We start from the raw sequence: 20,993 nt of genomic DNA, 5'->3' as shown, positions 1-20,993 counted from the left end.
CGCCGACCCAGAGGTCGGCGATTTTTCAAGCAGCCAGTAATTACTTGGCTTTGACGCCTTCGAAGCTGATGTCCAGGTCCAGCGTGTCAGATTGTGGACCCAGGTCCATCATCTTGCCGAAATCGGAACGTTTGATCGAAGTGGTGCCTTCAAAGCCAGCGCGGTAGCCGCCCCATGGATCCTTGCCTTCGCCCAGGAACACGGTCTTGACCACAACCGGCTTGGTTACGCCGTGGAAGGTCAGGTCGCCGGTGACATCAGCAGTCACTTTGCCGTCAGCATTTTTGCCGGTAGTCACGACTTTGGTGGACACGAACTTGGCGTCCGGATAGGTCGCTACGTCCAGGAAATCCTTGCTGCTGATGTGCTTGTCACGTTCAGCATGGTTGGTGAAAACGCTGGCGGTTTTCAGGTCGATGCTGATTTTGCTGTCTTCAGGCTTGGCAGCGTCGAAGCTGAACGTACCGCTCCAGTCCTTGAATGTGCCGTAGATGAAGCTGTAGCCCAAGTGGCTGATTTTGAAATTGATGAAAGCGTGTTGCTGCTCTTTGTCGATTGTGTAATCAGCGGCCATCGCCTGTCCGGCGGACAATAGTGCGGTACCCAGAGCCAGAGCGGCGAGAGTCTTCTTCAACATGCTGTATTCCCTTTGTGGTTGAACAATTAAGTGCGGCCCAACATACGTTTGATGGTCACATCGCGATCAATAAAGTGGTGTTTCAACGCAGCAAGACCATGAAGCCCCGCGAAGATCACGAGCACCCAGGCCAGATACAAATGAACCGTGCCCGCGTTGTCCGCCTGATCGGGAAGGCTGCTGATCAAAGCAGGGATCTCGAACAAGCCAAACACCGGAATCCCCACGCCGTCGGCGGTGGAAATGAGGTAACCGGCGAACATCACGGCAAACAGACCGACGTACAGAAACAAATGACCGAATGTCGCGCCGATCCGCGTCCACTTGCCATAACTGGCCAGGGCAGGCGGTGGTGGGCTGAGCAAGCGCCACACGATGCGGATCAACATGACAGCGAACAACGTGATGCCAATACTCTTGTGCAGATCAGGACCGGCCTTGCGCCAGCCGTCGTAATAATCGAGGCCGACCATCCAGAGCCCAAGCGCAAACAGACCAAACACTGCGACAGCTACACCCCAGTGCAGCGCCATGCTGACCAGACCGTAGCGAGAGGAAGAGTTGCGTAGCTGCATTGCCATTACCTTGTAGGAAGTGATACCAGACTAACTTTTTATCTATCGAATGAAAGCGCAAAATTTCGCTCGGAAATATCGAGAAATACGATTGTTACCTGATTCGCATTTTCGTTTCCAGGGCTTCCCTGACTCGACCTACCACCTTCACACCGCTAAAACCGCTTCAGCGTTGTTACAGGGCCGCAGCATCCTGATAAATCCCATCCAACAAAACCACGTCATGACCATCGGCCAATCGGCCCAGATGAGCGGCAGCGCGGGCCAGTTTTTCCCGGGTTGTTCAAGCCAGGGACCAGCACGCCAATCAAGCTGTAACTCTAATCAACACAGAGAAAAGTCAATTTTATGGCGTAAACCTGTAACGCCAAAATGACGCCCTCCAGCAAAAGCAATAATAGTGACGTTATTCCGACGGATGGAAGCCTTGGGCCATTGTTCGGCCACTTGATAAGCCTCAGCATTCTTCCCAGGACTGCAAAGGGAGCGCCTGTCACCGCCCTTCACGTGCCAAATCAATCACTGCTATCAGTGCCTCAGACAGTTAACGAGGACCGGCGCAGGACGTTTAGATCGCAGCGATCAATGGAGCAACACCGCGATGATGACTGTTTATTTTGTCGTTATGACAATGTGCAGTGGAATGGAAGGTTGTGTGGATGAACGTAGGCCTGGCGAGGCTTATGCGTCGAAAGAAGAATGTATGGAAACAGTCAGCGCCATGGCGCGTCGCAAGGGCGTGAAATACAAATGCCGAGGCGAGCCACAGTGGATGTTGAAAGAAGCGCGGCGCACTGAAGGGCATAAAAGCTTTATCACCACCGAAGCCAAATGATGCTGCAATTCAAGCCGTACAGACTGTGTGAAAACTACTGCGCTCGACAATACTGCGTTAAAAACAGGCGGAAAATGCTCATTTAGAACACCTAGACTCCGCTTTTCCGCCTGTTTTTGCCTTGTCTTGCCTTGTCTTGCCTTCGCTCGTGACGTTTTCACACAGTCTGCGTAGGAGCGGCTTTAGCCGGGAGGGCTTCGTTGCGGACGAAGCAAATATGGCAGATGTACTCGCCGTCTTCCGGCTAACGCCAGTTCCACGCAAAAAACAGACAAAAAAAGGGCGCGGTATAAAAACCGCGCCCTTTTTCATTGTTGCCCCAGCAGGATCAGTTTTTCGGATCTGCCGCTGGCGCCGGTGCTGCTTCGGTCTTGGCTTTCACCGGGGCCTTTTTGGCGGGCTCGGTCTTGGCCGCAGCCTTGTGCGTCACAGGCTTGGCCGGTGCTTTCTTCGCAGGCTCTTTGGCCGGCGTCTTCTTCACTGGCGCTTTTTTCGCCGGTTCCACCTTGGCAGGCTCAGGCTTGGCCGGTTCAACCACTGGCGCAACTACCGGAGCTACCACTGGAGCCGGTACCGGCTCTGGCGCTTTCTCGACAGGCTGTGCAGCCGGCTCGTCGGAACCGCCGAACAGACGCGAGAAGAAGCCCTTCTTCTCTTGCGGCTTGGCGGTGTCGGCTGGTTTGGCCGGTTCTGGTTTCTTCGCTTCAGCCTTGTCAGACGAACCGCCAAACAGGTTGCTGAAGAAGTTGCCGCCGGATGCTTTCGGAGCAGTCGGTGCCGCAGCCGGAACGACCTTGACCGGTTCGAACGACTTGCCAGCCGCCAGATCCTGCACCTGGCTGGCTGCACGCTGACCCGTGCGCAAGGCACCTTCCAGCGTACCCGGGAACATTGTGTCGGTGTGCTCGCCAGCGAAAGCTACACGCTGAACAGGCTTTTCCCACAGGCGCCAGTACTTGCTGATCTGCCCCGGACCGAATGCCAGGTAAGCGCCGCCTGTCGAAGGATCGACGCTGTAGCGACGGATTTCGTAACCGGTGTAAGCGCCACGCGCCTGCGGGTAGAACGCGTGCAGACGAATCAGTACCTGGTCCACCAGTTGTTTGTCGCCGAACGACTGCATGATCCGCGCGTTATCGCCGGACAGGTTGATCACCACATTGGCGCCACCTTTAAGTGCAGGCTCGATCCAGAGCATGCCCAGGCCGGTGTTGCTGTAGATCTCGCCCGACAAACGCGCCTTGCTGTCCCAGACTGGCGTCTTGAACTTGAGCATGATCTGGTCGCGCCAGCCATAGTTGGTGCTCTTGATCGCGCCCAAGTGCTGAGCGTCCAGCGCCGGGGTCATCTGGATCTTGTTCAACGCCCGCAATGGCACGGCGACCACCACGTAGTCAGCGCTGTAACCGACTGCGCCAACCTTGACTGTCACGCCATCCTTTTCCTGGATGATCGCGGAAACCGGCGAGTTGGTTTTGATCGCCTTGATCTGCTTCACGAACGATTCGACCAGCACAGCGCTGCCGCCAGGCAGACGAGCGGCGCGGAAGTCACGGTCTTCAATGTCGCGATTGACCCGTGATTGCTGTGCGAAATACAGCAGCGACAGGCGCGAAGGCTCGTCATAACGGGTACGAATCTGCTGATTGATCAGCTGACGCGCGGTGGCCGGCAAGGAAAGACGATCCAGCCAGTTCGCCACGTTGATCTGGTCCAGGGCAAACAGCGTGCTGTTGGCGGCCGGGTTTTCCGGATCGCTGATCGAACGCGCGAGGTTATCGAGGGTTTCCTCGTAACGCTTCATCGCTTCGGCGGTGGCCGGTTGCTTGAGGGCCAGTTCGGCCTTGGTGAAATAAACACCGTCGATCAGATAACTCGGCGTGCGCACAAACTCAGGCGCGGGCACGCTGGCGAGCTTGAACTGGTTCAGGTACTGGTTCAGCACTGGCTGAGCCTTGCTGTTGCCGATCCACTCGCTGGTCGCCAGACCGGAGCGGCCGCCCAGGTTGGGTTTGGCTTCCAGCAGCGTGACTTGCCAGCCTTTGCCTTGCAGCTCGTAGGCCGCCGTCAGGCCCGCCAGTCCGCCACCGACGACGATGGCTGTATGTTGTTTTTCAATAGCGAGCGCCGAAACGCTGACCAGCCCAACTACCACTAGCGCACAGGCGCGCAGCCAACCAGAAAGCATTCAGCGAACTCCGAAATAAAACGTAGGAAGTTTCGGAAAACCAAGCCCGAGACGTCGAAGAGCCGCGAAGGATACGCCAGCCATTGCGGGCCTGCCAGCGCTCTAAGCACGAGGCCATTACGCACAAGAGGTTGTCCCGCAGCCGGGCATTGCATAGGCTTGCGCGATTGTTCGTCCTCGCGCCATGCGAGCCGTCACTCGGAGATAACCAATGGGCTTGAATAATCAGTGGATGCAACGCGACCTCGCGGTCCTGTGGCACCCCTGCACCCAGATGAAAGATCACGAAAACCTGCCGCTGATCCCCATCAAGCGCGGCGAAGGCGTCTGGCTGGAGGACTTTGAAGGCAAGCGTTACCTGGACGCCGTGAGCTCCTGGTGGGTCAATGTGTTCGGCCATGCCAATCCGCGCATCAATCAACGCATCAAGGATCAGGTCGACCAGCTGGAGCACGTGATTCTGGCGGGTTTCAGTCATCAACCGGTGATCGAACTTTCCGAGCGTCTGGTCAAAATGACGCCGGACGGCCTGACTCGTTGCTTCTACTCCGACAACGGTTCGTCCTGCATCGAAGTCGCCTTGAAAATGAGCTTTCATTACTGGCTCAATCGCGGCAAACCGGACAAGAAGCGCTTCGTCACCCTGACCAACAGCTATCACGGCGAAACCATGGCCGCGATGTCGGTGGGCGATGTGCCGCTGTTCACCGAAACCTACAAGGCGCTGCTGCTGGACACCATCAAGGTGCCGAGCCCCGACTGTTATCACCGCCCCGAAGGCATGAGCTGGGAAGAACACTCGCGCAACATGTTCGCCGCCATGGAACAAACCCTCGCCGAACACCATGACACGGTTGCAGCGGTCATCGTCGAGCCGTTGATCCAGGGCGCGGGCGGCATGCGCATGTACGACCCGATCTACCTCAAACTGCTGCGCGATGCCTGCGACCGTTACGGCGTGCATCTGATTCACGATGAAATCGCCGTGGGTTTTGGTCGCACCGGCACCATGTTTGCGTGCGAACAGGCCGGCATCCGCCCGGATTTCCTGTGCCTGTCCAAGGCGTTGACCGGCGGTTATCTGCCGTTGGCGGCCTGCATCACCACCGATGATGTGTACGACGCGTTCTACGACGACTATCCAACCTTGCGGGCCTTCCTGCATTCCCACAGCTACACCGGCAACCCGCTGGCGTGTGCGGCGGCATTGGCTACGCTGGATATCTTCGAGCAGGACAACGTCATCGAGAACAACAAAGCCTTGGCCCAACGCATGAAAACCGCCACGGCGCACCTTGCGGACCACCCGAACGTGGCCGAAGTGCGCCAGACCGGCATGGCCGTGGCCATCGAAATGGTGCAGGACAAGGCAACCAAAACCGCCTATCCGTGGCAAGAGCGCCGTGGTTTGAAAGTTTTCCAGCACGCCCTGGAACGCGGCGCGCTGTTGCGACCGCTGGGTAGCGTGGTGTATTTCCTGCCGCCGTATGTGATCACCCCGGAACAGATCGACTTCCTCGCCGAAGTGGCGACCGAAGGCATTGATATCGCGACGCGTACCAGCATCAGCGTTGCCGTGCGCGAGAATTTTCATCCCGACTTCCGTGATCCGGGTTAAAGGCAAGTTCTTCGCCGCCTTCGCGAGCAAGCTCGCTCCCACAGGAAAAGCTGACCTTTGTGGGAGCGAGCTTGCTCGCGAAAACATCATCAAAGCCACCCAAATAACGCAGACGTTCACATCATTCAGAGACCCACCATGAGACTGTCACGCTTTTTCATCGACGCCCCCCTGAGCCTCGGCGAACACGAATTGCCTGAAGCCCAGGCGCATTACATCGGGCGCGTGTTGCGCATGGCCGAGGGTGATGCGCTGCAACTGTTCGACGGTTCGGGGCAGGAGTTTCGCGGCACCTTGCTGGAAGTCGGCAAGAAACGCGTGCGGGTGCAGCTCAACGAAACCTTCGCCGGCCAGACCGAATCCCCGCTGCTGATCCATCTGGGCCAGGGTTTGTCTCGTGGCGAACGCATGGACTGGGCGATTCAGAAAGCCACCGAACTGGGCGTCACGCAGATCACGCCAATTGTCAGCGAGCGCTGCGAAGTGCGTCTCAAGGACGACCGCGCGGAAAAGCGTCAGCTGCATTGGCAACAGATTGCAATCAGCGCCTGCGAGCAATGTGGTCGTTCAGTGGTGCCGGTGATTCATCCGCCGATGGCGCTGGCCGACTGGCTCAAACGTACCGAAGCCGACCTGAAACTGGTGCTGCACCCGGTCGCCGAACCGCTGACCAGCCACAGCAAGCCGAACTCGCTGGCGTTCCTGATCGGCCCGGAAGGCGGCTTGAACGACGCTGAAGTCGATCAGGCCAAGGACGCCGGCTTCCACGCCGCCCGCCTCGGCCCGCGCGTGCTGCGCACTGAAACTGCACCGATCGTAGCGCTGAGCGTGGCGCAGCAGTTGTGGGGGGATTTTTAAAAATATCTTCCAGCAGCCAACTGCAGGACCAGCTTCAGCCGGGAGGGCATTTTCCCGGATGAATCCGGTCCCACGGTTGCGCGATTCAAAGCACATAAAAACAAATCGCCACAAAGTGCAGCAGGCTTCCGGCGATGACAAACAGATGCCAGATCCCGTGCCAATGGCGAAAGCGTGTGTCATAGGCGAAGAAAATGATGCCGATGGTGTACAACGCGCCGCCCGCTGCCAGGAAGCTAAAGCCTGCTGTGCCCAATGCCGCCAGCAACGGTTTGACTGCCACCAGCACAATCCAGCCCATCACCGCATAGATGACGATGGACATCACCCGCGCTTCGGAGCGCGGTTTGATTTCCTGCAGGATGCCGATGATCGCCAGGCCCCAGACGATGCCGAACAACGTCCAGCCCCACGCGCCGCGCAGCGTGACCAGGCAAAACGGCGTGTAGCTGCCGGCAATCAGCAGATAGATCGAAAAGTGATCAACCTTCTGCATGATCTGTTTCGCCCGCCCGCGAACGCTGTGGTACACCGTTGACGCGCTGTACAAGGTCACCAGCGTTGCGCCATAAATCGCCATGCTGACGACTTTCCACACATCGCCGTACAAACTCGCATACACCAGCAACCAGACCGCGCCAACCAACGCCAGCACGGCGCCGACCAGATGCGACCAGGCGTTGAATTTTTCTCCGTAATACATCCGCACACTACCTCGCTGAGCAGAATCGCTGCGCAAGGCTCTAGGTTAAACACCCGCAGCGCAACCCGCGCATGCGCCGACCGGGAATTTAGTGCAGCCAGCAGCTCATGACTTGGGCACAATCGCTAGCATTCGAACAAGAAACCTCAGCCATGCAAATCGACGATGAGTTGACCCTCAAGAAGCTGGAAATTTTCCTGGCCTTCATGCGCACTGGCAACCTCGCCCGGGCGGCCGCCGAGTTGCAGACCAGCAATGTCAGCGTACACAGGGCGATTCATTCTCTGGAAAGTGCCTTGCGCTGCCCGCTGTTCAAACACGAAGGACGCAATCTGACGCCGCTGGAAAGCGCCTATGTGCTGGAAGAGCGCGCGCAGAAGCTGATCCAGGACGTGCTCGCCACTGTCGAACTTACGCGGCAAGCGGCCGGTTTCTCGGCGGCGCGTTTCAAGCTGGGCGCGCTGTATTCGTTGACAGTCAAGACTGTGCCGCAATTGATCATGGGTCTGAAAATCCGCCGCAGCGAGCTGAATATCGACTTGATTCTGGGCTCGAATATCGACCTGTTCTACAAGCTGAAGAACATGGAAGTGGACGCCATCCTGGTGTCGCTGGACGAAAGCGTCAACGACCCGGATTGCGAGCACTTGCCGCTGTTTTCCGACGACATTTTCCTGGCGGCACCAGCCGATTCGCCGTTTTCGCAACACAGCGAAGTCGACCTCAGTGATCTGCGTGAGGCGACGTTCATCACCCTCACCCAAGGCTTCGCCACCCACCGCGATGGCGCGCGGGTGTTTCAGCGGGCGGGGTTTGAACCGAAAGTGGCGATGCAGGTTAACGACATTTTTACTCTGCTGAGCATGGTCAGCTCAGGCGTGGGTTATGCCCTGCTGCCGGGACGCATCGCGGCCGTCTACGAAAACCGCGTGCGCCTGATCCCGCTGCAGGCGCGTTATCACATGCAGCAGCACATCGGCCTGGTGTTCCTCAAATCCCGCGAGCGAGACCCTAATCTGCTGGCGTTGGTCGCGGAATGCCGGATGTACAGCAATCGGCAGCTGTCATGACGCGCGATAACCGCCTTGGCCCATGGCTGACCAAGGCGGACTGGCTGGCTAGCCGAATAATCCGCGCATGATCATGAACAATAGCGAAGGCCCCAGCAGACAGCCAAGTGCGGTATAGAAAGCCGCAGTCAGGCATCCGTAAGGCACCAATTTAGGGTCAGTTGCCGCCAGACCGCCAGCCACCCCGCTTGAGGTTCCCATCAAGCCACCAAAGATCACCGCACTGCGCGGGTTGTTCAAGCCAATGAACGGTGCCACAAACGGCGTTGCGACCATCACCAGAATAGCCTTGATCAAACCGGCTGCAATCGACAAAGCCATCACTTCGGAGCTGGCGCCAATGGCCGCTCCCGTGACTGGTCCGACGATATAAGTCACAGCTCCTGCGCCGATGGTGGTCAGGCTGACCGCATCCGTGTAGCCGAAAGCACTGGCAACCCCGACCCCGGCGATAAACGAAATACCAATGCCGACGAACAGCGACAGCACGCCAACATACCCCGCACGCTTGAGTTCGTTGACGTTGACGCCGAACGCGGTAGCGACAATTGCAAAGTCCCGCAGCATCGCACCGCCAAGCAGGCCAATGCCCGACAACAAAGGTAAATCGACAATCCCCTTCTGGCCGCCCGTCATTGCACCGCCAATGTAAGACAACACCAACCCCAACAGAATGGCGATTGCAGAGCCATGCAATCGCCCTTTAGTGAAGGTGTCCGAGATCCAGTAAGACACCCACATGGTGATGCCAATCACGGCAAAACCGCTTAACAAACCATAGCTACTGACGACTTTAACCAAAGACTCGTACATGGCGCTCACCCTACTGTCTTGGTGGGGACGGTCACTTCAGGCTGTCCTTTGCCCATGCGTGTCAGGACCGGAACCAGCGCGAAAGCGATGGCCACTGCCAATGTTCCTGCGAGGATCGCCATAGGTCCGCCCTTAAGCGCCCCGTAGACATTTTGCTGCGCAGCCATCGCAACTACGATGGGGATGTAGATTGCACTCCAGAACTCGATGCCCTGCTCGGTCTTCCCCTTGAACAGACCCTTTTTGCTCAGGTAACTGCCAAGCCCGATCAGCAGCAGCATGGCAATACCGACGCCGCCGACATTCGCGGGCACGCCGATCAACTTGCCGAGCACTTCACCGATAAAAATACCTGCCAGCGTACAAAACGCCAGAAACGCCACACCGTAGATAATCATTATTGTTATTCCTCTGTTTGCATTGCTGAAGTTGTTGTTTTTGTCCTTCGTAGCAGCTGCACGGGCGCTCTCTATGGGTTGCGGCGGCCCTCCTCACGCGACAGCGCGACCAGACTGTCCAGGCGAGCGCCTTGAAAGGCGATTGCCGTGCCTTGTTCGAACACTTTGCGCGCCAGCCCCGTCAACACGGTGCCCGGCGGTAATTCGATGTGCAGGCGCACGCCGCGCTCGTAAGCGGTCTGCACGGTGCTGCGCCAGTCGATGACCCGGCACATGTTGAAAGCCAGATCATCGCGCAGCTTGTCGGCGCTCAGAATCGGCCGCGCGGTAGTGCCGCTCAGATAACGAATTCGCGGCGCGTTGACCGTGACGTCAGCCAACGCCGCCGCCAGGGTTTGCGCCGGTTGTTCGAGCAACGCGCAGTGGGACGGCACGCTCACCGCCAGACGCTTGGCCGCTGCCGCGCCGCTGGCTTTGGCCCGCTGCGCCACCGAGGCCATGGCCTCGACACTGCCGGCAATCACGAACTGATTGTCGGCATTGAGATTCGCCAGAAAAACCGGCGTTGAAGCGCTGTGAATCTCGGCGATCAATGTTTCAAGCGCGTGTTGATCGAGGCCGATGATCGCGGTCATGCCGTAGCCTTCGGGATACGCGTCCTGCATCAACTGGCCGCGCAAGGCGACAAGCCGCACGGCATCTTCGAACTTCAACGAACCCGCTATTACCGCCGCCGGATAAGCCCCGATGGACAACCCTGCCAGGTAATCCGGCTCGCAGCCCTGCGCCTGCAACATCCGGGCATAGGCCACGCCAGCGATCAACAGGCACAGCTGAACGGCGCGGGTCGATTGCAGCGCCAGTTCTGAGTCGAGCAGCAAAACGTCTTCATCCAGTGCAGCGCTGGCTTCGCTCAAACAATGGCGTACGGATTGTTCGTCGGGCAATTGCTGCAACATGCCGTTTTGTTGCGCGCCCTGACCGGGGAACACCCAAAGGCTGCTCATGCGCACACCTCTTGCAGCAGCCAAGGCTGAGCCACCAACTCGGCACCCCTGGCAGATTTGAGCAACACCTGACGCGATGCGCCCGCCCATTCGCGCAAGGCGACTGCCCCGAATGGGGTTTGCAGTTGCACGTCGACGTGACACACCGCGACATCCAGCTTTTGCACCAACTCGGCAGCCCAACCACGGCTGACGAAATCCGGGGTGCGCAGGATCAAGTCCAGATCGCTGTGCTCGTGCAATGCAGCAATGCCGCTGGCCAGTTCGAATCCGGCACTGCCGCTGACGCCCCAGATCAGGCCCAAGGCGTTCATCAGCGGGAGGATCTGCGCCAAGGCCTGCAACGCGGGCCAATCGTTTTCGCCGACCGCATCTGTCAGTTGCTCGGGCCGCACGCAACGCTGCACATCAGCCAGCGCCATGAACGTCGCATAGCGCTGCTCGCGACGCGGCCCGCGCACGCCGACGGCAACATGCCCAACCGGCGCCAATGCCCGGCGCACCACAACCGGATGCCCGAAGCGCGCAGCTTCGATCACCCAATCCGGCGCGTCGTCCGCCAGCGCGGACACGGGCAGGCCCCACAACAAATCATGGGCCAGCACCGTCCGTTCAGCGTTCATTTACCACTGCGCCCGCAGCAATTCGCGCACTTTGCTCGACGCCTGGCGATTGCTCGCGCCAAGACGGCTGCGCAAGTCGCTGCCGGTGGTTTGCACGTCTTTGATGGCGCTGCGCAGCACGTCCTGAACCTGAGTCAAATCCTGTGCGGTGGGCTGTTCGATCTGGCTCACCGACAAGGTTTCCCAGAGCAGGCCGAGGCTGGCGAAGTTCTCGATGTCGTAGGCCATGGGCGGAATGCTCGCGGCGAGTTTTTCCAGCTCCTCGACGCTGCGCAAGGTGACGCGCGCGGCGGATTCCTTGCCCATGGCATGCACCATGACGCCCGGATCGCGCAGGGCAATCAGCCGGTTGGCCTGATAACCGTGGGCCAAAAAGGCACCTGACATGGCTTTGCCCACCAACAGGCCAATCACCGGATGCCCGGCCAGACGTGCGCGGGCATAACTGTCCACTGCGCCCGCCAGCGCTTGATGAATGCCCAGCGCTTCTTCGCGTCGACCGTAAGCCTGGCTCGGCACATCGACGATGGCAATCAGCGCGCGTTTGTGTTCGTTGTCACGATCCAGTTCGATGGCAGAATCCACGGCCTTGGCCAGGCCCCAGCCTTCCAGCAGGCCGACTTCGCCGTTGCGCGCCCGAGGGAAGCGATTCTCGACATCGGCCACCACGGCCAGAAAACGCACCGGCTGATCACCCAACACACCATCGGCGGCCTTGATCGAATGTGGCAAGCCCGCCACTTCGACGGCGTTGGCGCTGAGCGCCTTGAACCAGTTCAAACCACGTGAGGAAGCGCTCATGATTGGGCTCCTTGATACAGATCGCGCACGGTCAACGGGTCGATCTGCGCTTGAGTGTCGAGCCGCGCCAGTCGCTGCAAAAACAGCTCGTGCTGGCCGCTGCGGTTTCCGGTCGGCACGCCTTGCTTGATCCAGGCGGTCACTTGAGTACGAATGTCCTGCACGTCATCGGCGGCGAAACCGTCTACCAGGTGACTGGCAAAGCGCTGCTCGCCTCCGGTCAGGCTCCAGATGAAGGGCCGGTCGCGAGAATCGTATTCTTCGATCCCGGCTTCCTGCTCGATGACCTGCGGGCCGTTCAGGCCCAGTCGTGCTTCCTGAGTCACCAGCAGATAACTGCACAAACCCGCTGCGATGGACATGCCACCAAAACAACCCACGCTGCCCGCCACCACGCCAACCACCGGCTGGTACTGACGCAGGTCGACAATCGCCGCGTGAATCTCGGCAATCGCGGCCAGTCCGAGATTGGCTTCCTGCAAGCGCACGCCGCCGGTTTCCAGCAGCAGGATCGCTGCGGTGGGGATGCCGTTGCGGTTGTCTTCAGCGGCCAGTTCCAGAGCACCGGCCATTTTTGCGCCGCCGACTTCGCCCATGCTGCCGCCCTGAAATGCGCCTTCAATGGCGGCAATCACCACTGGCAAACCGGCAACGGTGCCTTTTGCGACGATCACGCCATCATCAGCCTGGGCGACGATGCCTTGCTTGATCAGCCAGGGCGACATCAGGCGCTCGAACGGGCCGACCAGTTCGCGAAAGCTGCCCGGATCGAGCAGCGCTTGCGCGCGCTGGCGAGCGCCCAGTTCGATGAAGCTGTGTTGACTCAACAAACGCGCGACATCAGTCATGACCGACCTCCTCGAAACCCTGTTCCAGACGCAAGCGCACCACACCAGGCGTAGCGCCGAAATCGTGAATATCGACGGTCATGGCAGGCGGCGTCTGGCCGTCGAACATGCGCTGAAACAGATGCTGCCAACGGGCCGAAGCACCATTCACCGAGGTCACCACATTAATCGACAACGTGCCCGGCACACCGGGCTCCAGCAGCACTTCCAGATCACCCGAACCGACGCAACCGACCAGCGCGCGGTTGATGGGCGGCTGGCCGGCGGTGAATTCAAAAGACAAGGTTTCCATGATCAAACACTCCTCGATGGATGGCCGAGCGCGGGCTCCAGGCTATCGATGAACAGGCAGGCGGCGAGCAAATCAGCCGCGCCACCGGGCGATGCGTTGAGCTGCAACAATTGCTGATCCAGTTCGTGCAGGCAGCGCCGACCGCTGAGGCTCGCGCTGCCACCGGCGTCCAGCACCCGTTGCGCGCCGTGTTGCATGACGTTCAGCCCTGCGGTGCCGGCGCGATACAGCACGCAGGTATCGCTCAGGGTGGTCATGATCGCCAGCAAGGCATCGAGTCGCGCGTTTTGCTCGCCATGGCCGGTGGCGCGGCTGCGTTGCAGCTGCGGCAGACCGAATTGCATGACCGCCGGAAAGCCCAGTTGCGCCTGTTCTTTCGCGCCCATGGCGCCATAACGACGGGCAACCTGTTGGCCGTGACTGGCTTGGGCGATGACATGGCGATCATCGATCAGCGCCAGCTTGGCCGCGCGCAGGCTGAGGCTCGCGGCGCTGCAGTTTTCCGGTTCCAGTGCCGCTGCGGTCACCAGCAAACCCAAGGCCCAGATCGCGCCGCGATGAGTGTTCACGCCTTCGGTGGTGTGCAGCATGGCGGCTTCGCCTTCGCGACCAATGCGCCCCAAGGCTTCGCGCAAGGGTTGGCCGATGACGCCAAATTCCATGGCGGCTTCGGCCATTTCCTTGAACGCGGGCCACAGCGACAACGCCGATGCGTGCATCAAACCCAGATGCAAATCGCTGTGGGCGCCGCTGCCACGTCGGTCGACCAGCGCGGGTTTGGGTGACAAGTCAGCTTCGTCGATCAGCGCTTCCACGGCGAGATCCGCCAGGTGATCGGCGAGCGACAGCCGCTCAGATTCGGTATTGCGGGCGAGTGCGCTCATTACCAGCTCCTGAATTTGGCGGGCGGGTTGTACAAACCGCCTGACCACTGGACCAGATCGCCGATGCTCTTGGCAGCGAGCAATTCGCGGCTGGCGTCGGTGCGACGAATCCCCAGGTCTTCGGGCAACGCAATCAAACCTTCACGGCGCATGCGGGCGGTGTCTTTGGGGTTGTGGCGCAGGCCGATCACGGTGACGCCAGCGACGGCGGCGATCATCGCCTGGCGTTCTTCCAGGCTGCGCGCCTTGTACAGATAAGCGATGCCTTCTTCGGTGAGCAGGTGGGTGACGTCATCGCCGTAGATCATGATCGGCGCCAGCGGCATGCCGCTTTTCTTCGCCACTTCCACGGCATCGAGGGTTTCGACGAAGGTGGGTTTGCCGCCTTCCTGGAAGGTTTCGACCATCTGCACGACGAGCTTTTTGCCGCGTTCAAGATAAGCGTCCGGGCCATCGCCGCTTTGCTGGCGCATGTCCAGCCAGGCGGGCGTCGGATGGCGACGACCGTGGGGATCGTGGCCCATGTTTGGCGCACCACCGAAACCCGCGAGACGTCCGCGCGTCACGGTGGAGGAATGCCCGTCGCCATCGACCTGCAAGGTCGCGCCGATGAACAGATCCACGGCGTATTGCCCGGCCAGCTGGCACATCATGCGGTTGGAACGCAGCGAACCGTCACGGCCGGTGAAGAACACATCAGGCCGCGCGGCGATGTAATTTTCCATGCCCAGTTCGGTGCCGAAACAATGCACGCTTTCCACCCAGCCGCTTTCGATGGCGGGGATCAGCGTCGGGTGCGGATTGAGGGTCCAGTTGCGGCAGATCTTGCCTTTCAAGCCGAGGGATTCGCCGTAGGTCGGCAGGATCAGCTCGATGGCGGCGGTGTTGAAACCAATGCCGTGGTTCAGGGACTGGACGTTGTGTTTTTCGTAGATACCACGAATCGCCATCATCGCCATCAGCACATGCACCGGCTTGATATGGCGTGGGTCGCGGGTGAATAAAGGCTCTATGTAGAACGGCTTGTCGGCCACCACCACGAAGTCGACCCAGGAGCCGGGAATATCAACCCGAGGCAGCTCGCTGACGTCATCCACCAGCTGATTGACCTGGACGATGACGATGCCGTCGCTGAACGCGGCAGGTTCGATCAGCGCAGGCGTGTCTTCGGTGCTCGGCCCGGTGTAGATATTGCCCGCGCGGTCGGCCATGAAACCGGCCGACAACACGACGTTGGGGATAAGGTCGACCACCAGCCGCGAATACAGCTCGATGTAGGTATGAATTGCACCGATTTCCAGCAGGCCGTCTTCCAGCAACTGGCTGATGCGCAGGCTTTGCGTACCGGCGAAAGAGAAATCGAGCTTGCGGGCGATGCCGCGTTCGAACAGATCCAGATGCTCGGAACGGCCGACGCTGGGCATGATCATGTGCAGGTCGTGGAGCTTGGCCGGGTCAACCTTGGCCAGCGAGCGGGAAAGGAAATCCGCCTGTTTCTGGTTGTTGCCCTCCAGCACCACGCGGTCGCCGGGCATCATCAAGGCTTCCAGCGCCGCGACGATCTGATCGGTCGGCAACACCACACCATCGGCAAGATGCCGCACCTGTTCGAGCCGCCGCTGTTTTTCACTGCGACGACGCGACCAGCGCGCGTCGGGGTTCGTTATTGTTGTCATGGTCACTCCACGAATTCGCTGTCGTGGGTCACCTTAGAAGCGAAGGGTGTCGGGCATCAATCAAGCAAACGGTGGAATTGTTACGGTTGGAGTAATGAATAACCCCGTTGCAGTGAGGCTTTGTGTAGGAACCAAAGTGCAATTTGCGGTTGTAAGCAGTTGCCTACAACAGTTCAAGAAACATCGTTCATCATGGCGACGAGGTTGCGTTGACAAGTGATAGAGAAAAATCCGGAGACTTCGAAACCAGCGGCTAGTGGCAATGGTCATGACGCGCTCAGCGATCGCCATCCCGTGGAACGAATTTCTGGATCGTTATGCTTTATCGGGAGATTAGCGATGTCCCATGAAAATTCTTTGTCACAAGCGTCTTCTCTGATTTCAAACTACCCATGGACTGCCAAAGACTTGCGCAGCTCTTCATCGCAATGGATTCATAACTTAAAACCCGCAGAAGTCATTGAAGTCGAGCAGGCACTGGCCAAGTTGATTAGCTGCGGTAAACCGCTGTTGCAATGCTCGCCGCAGGATTTTCCTTTGCCTACGCTGCACAAGACACTTCTGCGAGCAATGCTGATATGTGAAACACGAACGGGCGTTGCTCTGCTGAGAAACCTTCCGGTAGAGCAACTGAGCGAAGCGGATGCTCGCTTGCTGGCCTGGGGAATCGGCATGCATTTAGGTGTGCCACTGATTCAAAATTCAGCCTCCCAGTTGCTGGTTGATGTTAGAGATAGCGCAACCGGGGCGCAGGGTTTACGCAAGCACACCACGAATGCCGCCATGGAATTTCATGTTGATTCATCTGATCTGGCGACGGTCCTGTGCCGTCGTGCGGCAATGCAAGGCGGCCAGTCACGTATTGCCAATATGCTGACCATTCACAACCAGATGGGGGTGGAAAATATCGAATGGCAACAAGCCCTTTACGAGCCGCTTCCATTTTCCGCACTCGCCGACGATCCAGACACTCAAGACCAATTCTTCATGTGCCCTGTATTTAGTTGCGAACACGGGATCTTTGCCGCGCGATTCTACGAGCAGCGCATATTGGCCTGTCGCAACTTTCCAGAAGCACCGCCACTTTCCGGCGTTGTCACTGATGCCTGCGAGGCGTTCCAGCGAATCGCCAACGATCCAAAAAACTGCTTTGAATTCACTCTGAGGCCAGGCGACCTTCAGCTTTTGAACAATCATGTGGTGTGTCACGCTCGACGCAGTTTTGCAGACCATGCAGCAACGGATCGCAAAAGGCATCTATTCCGTCAATGGTTCGCGACACCCTTTAGCCGACCGCTGCCAGAGTCTTTCCGAGAGGCTTACGGGAGAATTGAACCGGGAAGCTATCGAGGCGGCTACAAAGCCTGGACAGCCACGCCCGAAATAATTTCCTGCCAAAAAACAATCGCAGAATTCACCGGCGTAAATTTCTGACACCGTTTCGTGGAGCCGACCATGACCCAGCCCGAGCAAGACAACCTCGTTGTACCCAGCGTGTGGCAGATTTTCTATAACTTTGCCTTGGTCGGGCTTTGCGGTTTTGGCGGGGTTTTGCCTTGGGCGCGGCGGATGATGGTTGATCGCAGGCGCTGGGTCAGCGAGCAGCAATTCAATGAGCTGCTGTCCACCGGGCAGTTTTTCCCGGGGCCGAACATTGCCAATGTCGGGATCATCTACAGCCGCAAATTGCATGGCCTGCGTGGCGCGAGCGCGGCGGTGATCGGGCTGTATTTGTTCCCGTCGATCATTACCGTGCTGGCCGGTTTCGCCTATGCCAGATGGTGGGATCACGATGCAGTGCAGCAGGTATTCGGCGCCATCACGCCGATCGCCACCGGGCTGATGTTGGGCGTTACCTTGCGCATGTTGCGTGCCTTACCGCGCACGGTGGCGCAATACAGCGCGTTCGCCCTGACCTTCATATTGATGGCGCTGCTGATGCTGCCGCTTTGGGCCGTGCTGTTGATTTGCATCCCGTGTTCGGTAGCGCTCAACTCCATTCGCTCACCCAGCGCGCAACGCTGATATGCAGAACGTGCTGCTGCACCTCATGCTGCAATGCGCCCTCTGGTCATTGATGGCCATCGGCGGAAATACCGTCGCGTTGAGCGATATCCACCGCTACACCGTCAATGAAATGAACTGGATCAGCGACGCGCAGTTCGTGGCGTTCTTTGCGCTGTCCCAGGCATTGCCCGGTCCGAACGGGATGTTTCTGGTGTTCATCGGCCAGCAGGCGGCGGGCTTTCCCGGCGCCATGGTGGCGTTGTTCGCCAAGCTGCTGCCCTGCTCGGTGCTGACCTGGTTCGGTGCAGGCTGGCTGGAAAAACACGCCGAGACGCCTTGGGTGAAACGGGTCCGGCACAGTCTCGTACCCGTTTCGGTGGGGCTGATTCTGGCTGCCAGCTACATCCTCATCAAAAGCCTGGAAAACACGACCCTGAGTCTGATGCTGACCTTGATCAGCGCAGCAGTGATGTACTTCAGCAAGATCAACCCGATCTGGCTGATTGCGACGGGCGTGGCTCTGGGTTTGATCAGCTCCAGCTTAGGAGCCGGATGGTTTTAGCCCTGATGCGCGGGTTATCAGCGCAACGAGCGCTCGACCATCACATTGGCCATTTCAACCAGATGCACAACGGAGAACGCCAGATCACGCTTGGCGCCGGAAAGACTGTCGCCGCATTCATAGGCGGCGGCCATGGCGCAACGCAGAAGATCGGAGGCGTGGATCAGGGCTTGTTCCTGGGTCAGGAATTGGTTGGCGGTGAAGTGAGCGGCCGGGGCAATGGGTAAAGCGGGGGTGGTTTTAATCATCTTTCATACAGTTCCTGCAGAACTTATAAGGAGCCGTTAACTCGCTACCAAACGATGGTGGTGGCCGTACGCAAGTTGGTAGAACCGGTCACAGGTACCCGGCTCGTCCGAAGACGCCATGCGCACGGCCACCATAAAATGCGGCCCGCAAAAAAGCGCCTTGCAGAAGGTGGCGCCTCGCGCCTGCGAACTCTAGGTCTACCAAACCTGATCGCTGATTTTGCAGCGACGGCGGGAGGGTAGTGATCCAAAACACGGGGCACAAGCAGTCGGAGAAAAATCGGAAATTTCACTCAAGGGGAAGGGAAGTGTCTTGCTGGCGCGTATTGAATTTGCCGACCCATTCGCGGGCAAGCCTCGCTCCAACGGACTGGGTATATCAACCTTCACGCGAACATGAGACCCGTAGGACCGGCTTCAGCCGGGAGGGCGAGAGTTCTGACGACGCGGCTATTGCGAATGGACTGGCTTCCTCCCGGCTAAAGCCGGATTTCATTCCAATTCAAATGATTGACAGGCCGGCTACCCCACCCGCACCTGAAAACTCCTCTTGCGATGCCGCAGTTTATTGGCCTTGCCTTCGACCTTTGGCGTACAGGCCGCATCGCTGATCCAGCACAGCAAGCGCACGTCGCCGCTCATGCGGTTGAGGGTCGCGGTGTTTGGCTTTCATCTGTCGCCAGATAACACTTGCTGGAAGGCAGGTGGCCAGCAAACAGCAATTGTCCCTTAACGCTCTGGGCCGACCTGACCGGGCGATCCTGAGGTGCGAGCGATGCTGGCCAGCACCGACGTTTCCCATGCGCAATTGAAATGCACAACGGCCACATCGCCGCCCACAACATGGACGAAGGTGGATTCATGGTGGAGATCAGGTTGCCGAGGTGTGTTTGAGCCTGCCTGAAAACGGCGTTAGCGCTGCCTTCGATTACAGCGATATTTGATAGCGGGTGCTTCGGCCTCCCCCCGGGAGTTTCTGCAAGCAGCCCTTATCCAGTAAGTCGGCAAGATGCCGGGTTGCCGTGGCCTTGCTGACTTTGGCGACTGCTTGATACTGCGCGGCACTGATCCCGCCTTCGAAGCCCGGTTTATCACCCAACAGACTGCCGTCCAACAGACGATTGAGCACTTTGATCTGCTCGGGCGACAACTCTTTGGCCCGATGTTGCTGCCAGAAACGCGCGTTGGCCAGAATCCGATCAATCCGTTGGGTCGCCAGTTGCAGCGAGTCGAGCAATGTCTGAAGGAACCACTCAAGCCAAGGCGTGACGTCCAGTCCATCCTTTTGGCTGACTTCCAGAATGCGGTAATAGTCCGGTCGAGCGGCCAGGATGCTGGCGGACATGGCGTAAAAACGAATAGCCTGATTCTCTGCCTGCGCCAACGCCAGATCAGTAATGGCGCGGGTCAGCCGCCCGTTGCCGTCGTCGAACGGGTGAAGGGTCACGAACCAGAAGTGCGCCAGGCCAGCACGCAAGAGTGGGTCGAGGCTGGCATCCGACTGACTGCGATTGAACCAGTCGAAGAATGCGTCCAGCTGGGCTTCCAGTCCCTCGCGCGGCGGCGCCTCGAAATGCACTGTCGGCCGATCAATACGACCGGAGACCACTTGCATCGGCTCATCACCCCGCAAGGCGCCTACTTGAATGCGCTGGGATAAAAGGGTTTCCTGCGCCGGAAACAGTAACGTATGCCAATGCAATACCCGTTCAAGCGTGAGCTTTGTCTGGTGCTGCTGCGTAGCGTCCAGCATCAGCTCTGCCAGGCCTTCACTACGCGGGCTGACCTTCTGACCGTCCGCAAGACCGAGGCGTTTGGCGAGCGATGATCGCACCGAGCCTACATTGAGCTGCTCACCTTCGATTGCCGACGAGGTGATGATGTTTTGCAGCAGCGCATCAAGTTCCGTCTGCGCGCTGGCGTCAGTACCCACTGCGCCGAGCATGCCCAGCAGCTGGCCTTGCGCTCGCGAGCATGCGCGTAACAGCCCGGCCAGCCGATCCCCCTGCCAGTCAAAATTCGGCCAGTCCGGTTGCTGCCAGATCCAGTAAGGTAATTCGCTCATCGACAAGTCCTGTGGGTATGAGCCGAATAATAGCCGTATTCGGCTCATGTGGTGAGCTGAATACGGCTTTTATTCGGCTCACGCCAGCATCACAATCAGATTCCTTGGAGCGAGGCTTGCCCGCGAATGCGTCGTTTCAGGCAATGAATCAGAAGCACAATCCAGGGTTAGACCATTTCCGTAGGAGCCGAGCTTGCTCGCGAAAAATTTGACGCGGTATACCTGATGAACCGCGTCAGCCCGGTTCGCGGGCAGGCCTCGCTCCAACGGGAACTGCGGCACCTC

At 58.8% G+C, this 20,993-nt stretch carries 22 protein-coding genes; 7 read left to right on the top strand and 15 right to left on the bottom strand.

Annotated features, from left to right (window positions below; genetic code table 11):
• Nucleotides 1–40: 40 nt before the first annotated feature.
• Both AABC73_RS02485 and AABC73_RS02480 read right to left on the bottom strand, forming a co-directional pair.
• Complete coding sequence (locus AABC73_RS02485) at nt 41–637, bottom strand: YceI family protein (RefSeq protein ID WP_341522313.1); 597 nt, start codon at nt 635–637, stop codon at nt 41–43.
• A gap of 26 nt (nt 638–663) precedes the next feature.
• Nucleotides 664–1,212 (bottom strand): cytochrome b, encoded by a 549-nt coding sequence (locus AABC73_RS02480; RefSeq protein WP_341522312.1) that lies wholly within the window; start codon nt 1,210–1,212, stop codon nt 664–666.
• Nucleotides 1,213–1,915: 703 nt separating this feature from the next.
• On the opposite strand from AABC73_RS02480, the gene AABC73_RS02475 reads away from it, so the two are divergent.
• Nucleotides 1,916–2,047 (top strand): hypothetical protein, encoded by a 132-nt coding sequence (locus AABC73_RS02475; protein ID WP_331149511.1) that lies wholly within the window; start codon nt 1,916–1,918, stop codon nt 2,045–2,047.
• 328 nt (nt 2,048–2,375) lie between these two features.
• Here AABC73_RS02475 and AABC73_RS02470 read toward each other — a convergent pair whose 3' ends face one another.
• Nucleotides 2,376–4,235: an FAD-dependent oxidoreductase gene (locus AABC73_RS02470; protein WP_341522311.1), complete on the bottom strand. Its 1,860-nt coding sequence runs from the start codon at nt 4,233–4,235 to the stop codon at nt 2,376–2,378.
• Between the two features lie 211 nt (nt 4,236–4,446).
• Here AABC73_RS02470 and AABC73_RS02465 point away from each other — a divergent pair, with 211 nt between their 5' ends.
• Both AABC73_RS02465 and AABC73_RS02460 read left to right on the top strand, forming a co-directional pair.
• On the top strand, nt 4,447–5,853 hold the full coding sequence (locus AABC73_RS02465; protein ID WP_341522310.1) for an adenosylmethionine--8-amino-7-oxononanoate transaminase: 1,407 nt from the start codon (nt 4,447–4,449) through the stop codon (nt 5,851–5,853).
• Nucleotides 5,854–5,991: 138 nt separating this feature from the next.
• Nucleotides 5,992–6,711 carry a 16S rRNA (uracil(1498)-N(3))-methyltransferase gene (locus AABC73_RS02460; protein ID WP_341522309.1) on the top strand — a complete coding sequence of 240 codons (720 nt, stop codon included), beginning with the start codon at nt 5,992–5,994 and terminating at the stop codon, nt 6,709–6,711.
• A gap of 85 nt (nt 6,712–6,796) precedes the next feature.
• Here AABC73_RS02460 and AABC73_RS02455 read toward each other — a convergent pair whose 3' ends face one another.
• Complete coding sequence (locus tag AABC73_RS02455; RefSeq protein WP_341522308.1) at nt 6,797–7,414, bottom strand: hemolysin III family protein; 618 nt, start codon at nt 7,412–7,414, stop codon at nt 6,797–6,799.
• A 152-nt stretch (nt 7,415–7,566) separates the two neighbouring features.
• On the opposite strand from AABC73_RS02455, the gene AABC73_RS02450 reads away from it, so the two are divergent.
• Nucleotides 7,567–8,484 (top strand): LysR substrate-binding domain-containing protein, encoded by a 918-nt coding sequence (locus tag AABC73_RS02450; RefSeq protein ID WP_341522307.1) that lies wholly within the window; start codon nt 7,567–7,569, stop codon nt 8,482–8,484.
• A gap of 48 nt (nt 8,485–8,532) precedes the next feature.
• Here the strand turns inward: AABC73_RS02450 and madM are convergent, their stop codons facing one another.
• The 9 genes from madM to mdcA all read right to left on the bottom strand — a co-directional run bounded on the left by madM (nt 8,533) and on the right by mdcA (nt 15,826).
• Nucleotides 8,533–9,297 carry a malonate transporter subunit MadM gene (gene madM / locus AABC73_RS02445; RefSeq protein ID WP_341522306.1) on the bottom strand — a complete coding sequence of 255 codons (765 nt, stop codon included), beginning with the start codon at nt 9,295–9,297 and terminating at the stop codon, nt 8,533–8,535.
• 5 nt (nt 9,298–9,302) lie between these two features.
• Nucleotides 9,303–9,695, bottom strand: coding sequence for a malonate transporter subunit MadL (gene madL, locus AABC73_RS02440; protein ID WP_341522305.1), 393 nt, complete (start codon nt 9,693–9,695; stop codon nt 9,303–9,305).
• Between the two features lie 71 nt (nt 9,696–9,766).
• On the bottom strand, nt 9,767–10,702 hold the full coding sequence (mdcH, locus tag AABC73_RS02435; protein WP_341522304.1) for a malonate decarboxylase subunit epsilon: 936 nt from the start codon (nt 10,700–10,702) through the stop codon (nt 9,767–9,769).
• Entirely contained in the window at nt 10,699–11,325 is a 627-nt protein-coding gene (locus AABC73_RS02430) for a malonate decarboxylase holo-ACP synthase (protein WP_341522303.1), read from the bottom strand. Before AABC73_RS02430 ends, mdcH begins: the two co-directional genes overlap by 4 nt.
• Nucleotides 11,326–12,126: a biotin-independent malonate decarboxylase subunit gamma gene (gene mdcE / locus AABC73_RS02425; RefSeq protein WP_341522302.1), complete on the bottom strand. Its 801-nt coding sequence runs from the start codon at nt 12,124–12,126 to the stop codon at nt 11,326–11,328.
• On the bottom strand, nt 12,123–12,974 hold the full coding sequence (locus tag AABC73_RS02420) for a biotin-independent malonate decarboxylase subunit beta (protein ID WP_341522301.1): 852 nt from the start codon (nt 12,972–12,974) through the stop codon (nt 12,123–12,125). Before AABC73_RS02420 ends, mdcE begins: the two co-directional genes overlap by 4 nt.
• Complete coding sequence (locus AABC73_RS02415; protein WP_341522300.1) at nt 12,967–13,266, bottom strand: malonate decarboxylase subunit delta; 300 nt, start codon at nt 13,264–13,266, stop codon at nt 12,967–12,969. The genes AABC73_RS02420 and AABC73_RS02415 overlap by 8 nt, the downstream gene beginning before the upstream one ends.
• Before the next feature lie 2 nt (nt 13,267–13,268).
• Nucleotides 13,269–14,150 carry a triphosphoribosyl-dephospho-CoA synthase gene (locus tag AABC73_RS02410; RefSeq protein ID WP_341522299.1) on the bottom strand — a complete coding sequence of 294 codons (882 nt, stop codon included), beginning with the start codon at nt 14,148–14,150 and terminating at the stop codon, nt 13,269–13,271.
• Entirely contained in the window at nt 14,150–15,826 is a 1,677-nt protein-coding gene (mdcA, locus tag AABC73_RS02405; RefSeq protein WP_341522298.1) for a malonate decarboxylase subunit alpha, read from the bottom strand. Before mdcA ends, AABC73_RS02410 begins: the two co-directional genes overlap by 1 nt.
• 339 nt (nt 15,827–16,165) lie before the next feature.
• Here mdcA and AABC73_RS02400 point away from each other — a divergent pair, with 339 nt between their 5' ends.
• From AABC73_RS02400 to AABC73_RS02390, 3 genes are read left to right on the top strand one after another with little or no spacing between them, the layout of a single operon-like run.
• Nucleotides 16,166–17,260, top strand: a complete 1,095-nt coding sequence (locus AABC73_RS02400; RefSeq protein ID WP_341522297.1) for a TauD/TfdA family dioxygenase — start codon at nt 16,166–16,168, stop codon at nt 17,258–17,260.
• 21 nt (nt 17,261–17,281) lie between these two features.
• On the top strand, nt 17,282–17,851 hold the full coding sequence (locus tag AABC73_RS02395; protein WP_341522296.1) for a chromate transporter: 570 nt from the start codon (nt 17,282–17,284) through the stop codon (nt 17,849–17,851).
• A gap of 1 nt (nt 17,852) precedes the next feature.
• On the top strand, nt 17,853–18,395 hold the full coding sequence (locus AABC73_RS02390; RefSeq protein ID WP_341522295.1) for a chromate transporter: 543 nt from the start codon (nt 17,853–17,855) through the stop codon (nt 18,393–18,395).
• Nucleotides 18,396–18,412: 17 nt separating this feature from the next.
• Here AABC73_RS02390 and AABC73_RS02385 read toward each other — a convergent pair whose 3' ends face one another.
• The gene (locus tag AABC73_RS02385; protein ID WP_341522294.1) at nt 18,413–18,643 is read right to left on the bottom strand and encodes a DUF3077 domain-containing protein; all 231 of its coding nucleotides are present in this window, start codon (nt 18,641–18,643) and stop codon (nt 18,413–18,415) included.
• A 928-nt stretch (nt 18,644–19,571) separates the two neighbouring features.
• The gene (locus AABC73_RS02380; protein ID WP_341522293.1) at nt 19,572–20,708 is read right to left on the bottom strand and encodes a Fic family protein; all 1,137 of its coding nucleotides are present in this window, start codon (nt 20,706–20,708) and stop codon (nt 19,572–19,574) included.
• Nucleotides 20,709–20,993: the final 285 nt, after the last annotated feature.

Origin of the sequence: Pseudomonas sp. G.S.17 (assembly GCF_038096165.1) — a bacterium.
Lineage (GTDB): Bacteria > Pseudomonadota > Gammaproteobacteria > Pseudomonadales > Pseudomonadaceae > Aquipseudomonas.
Note: the sequence above shows the minus strand (reverse complement) of the source record. Positions and strands in the feature narration are given on the sequence as shown.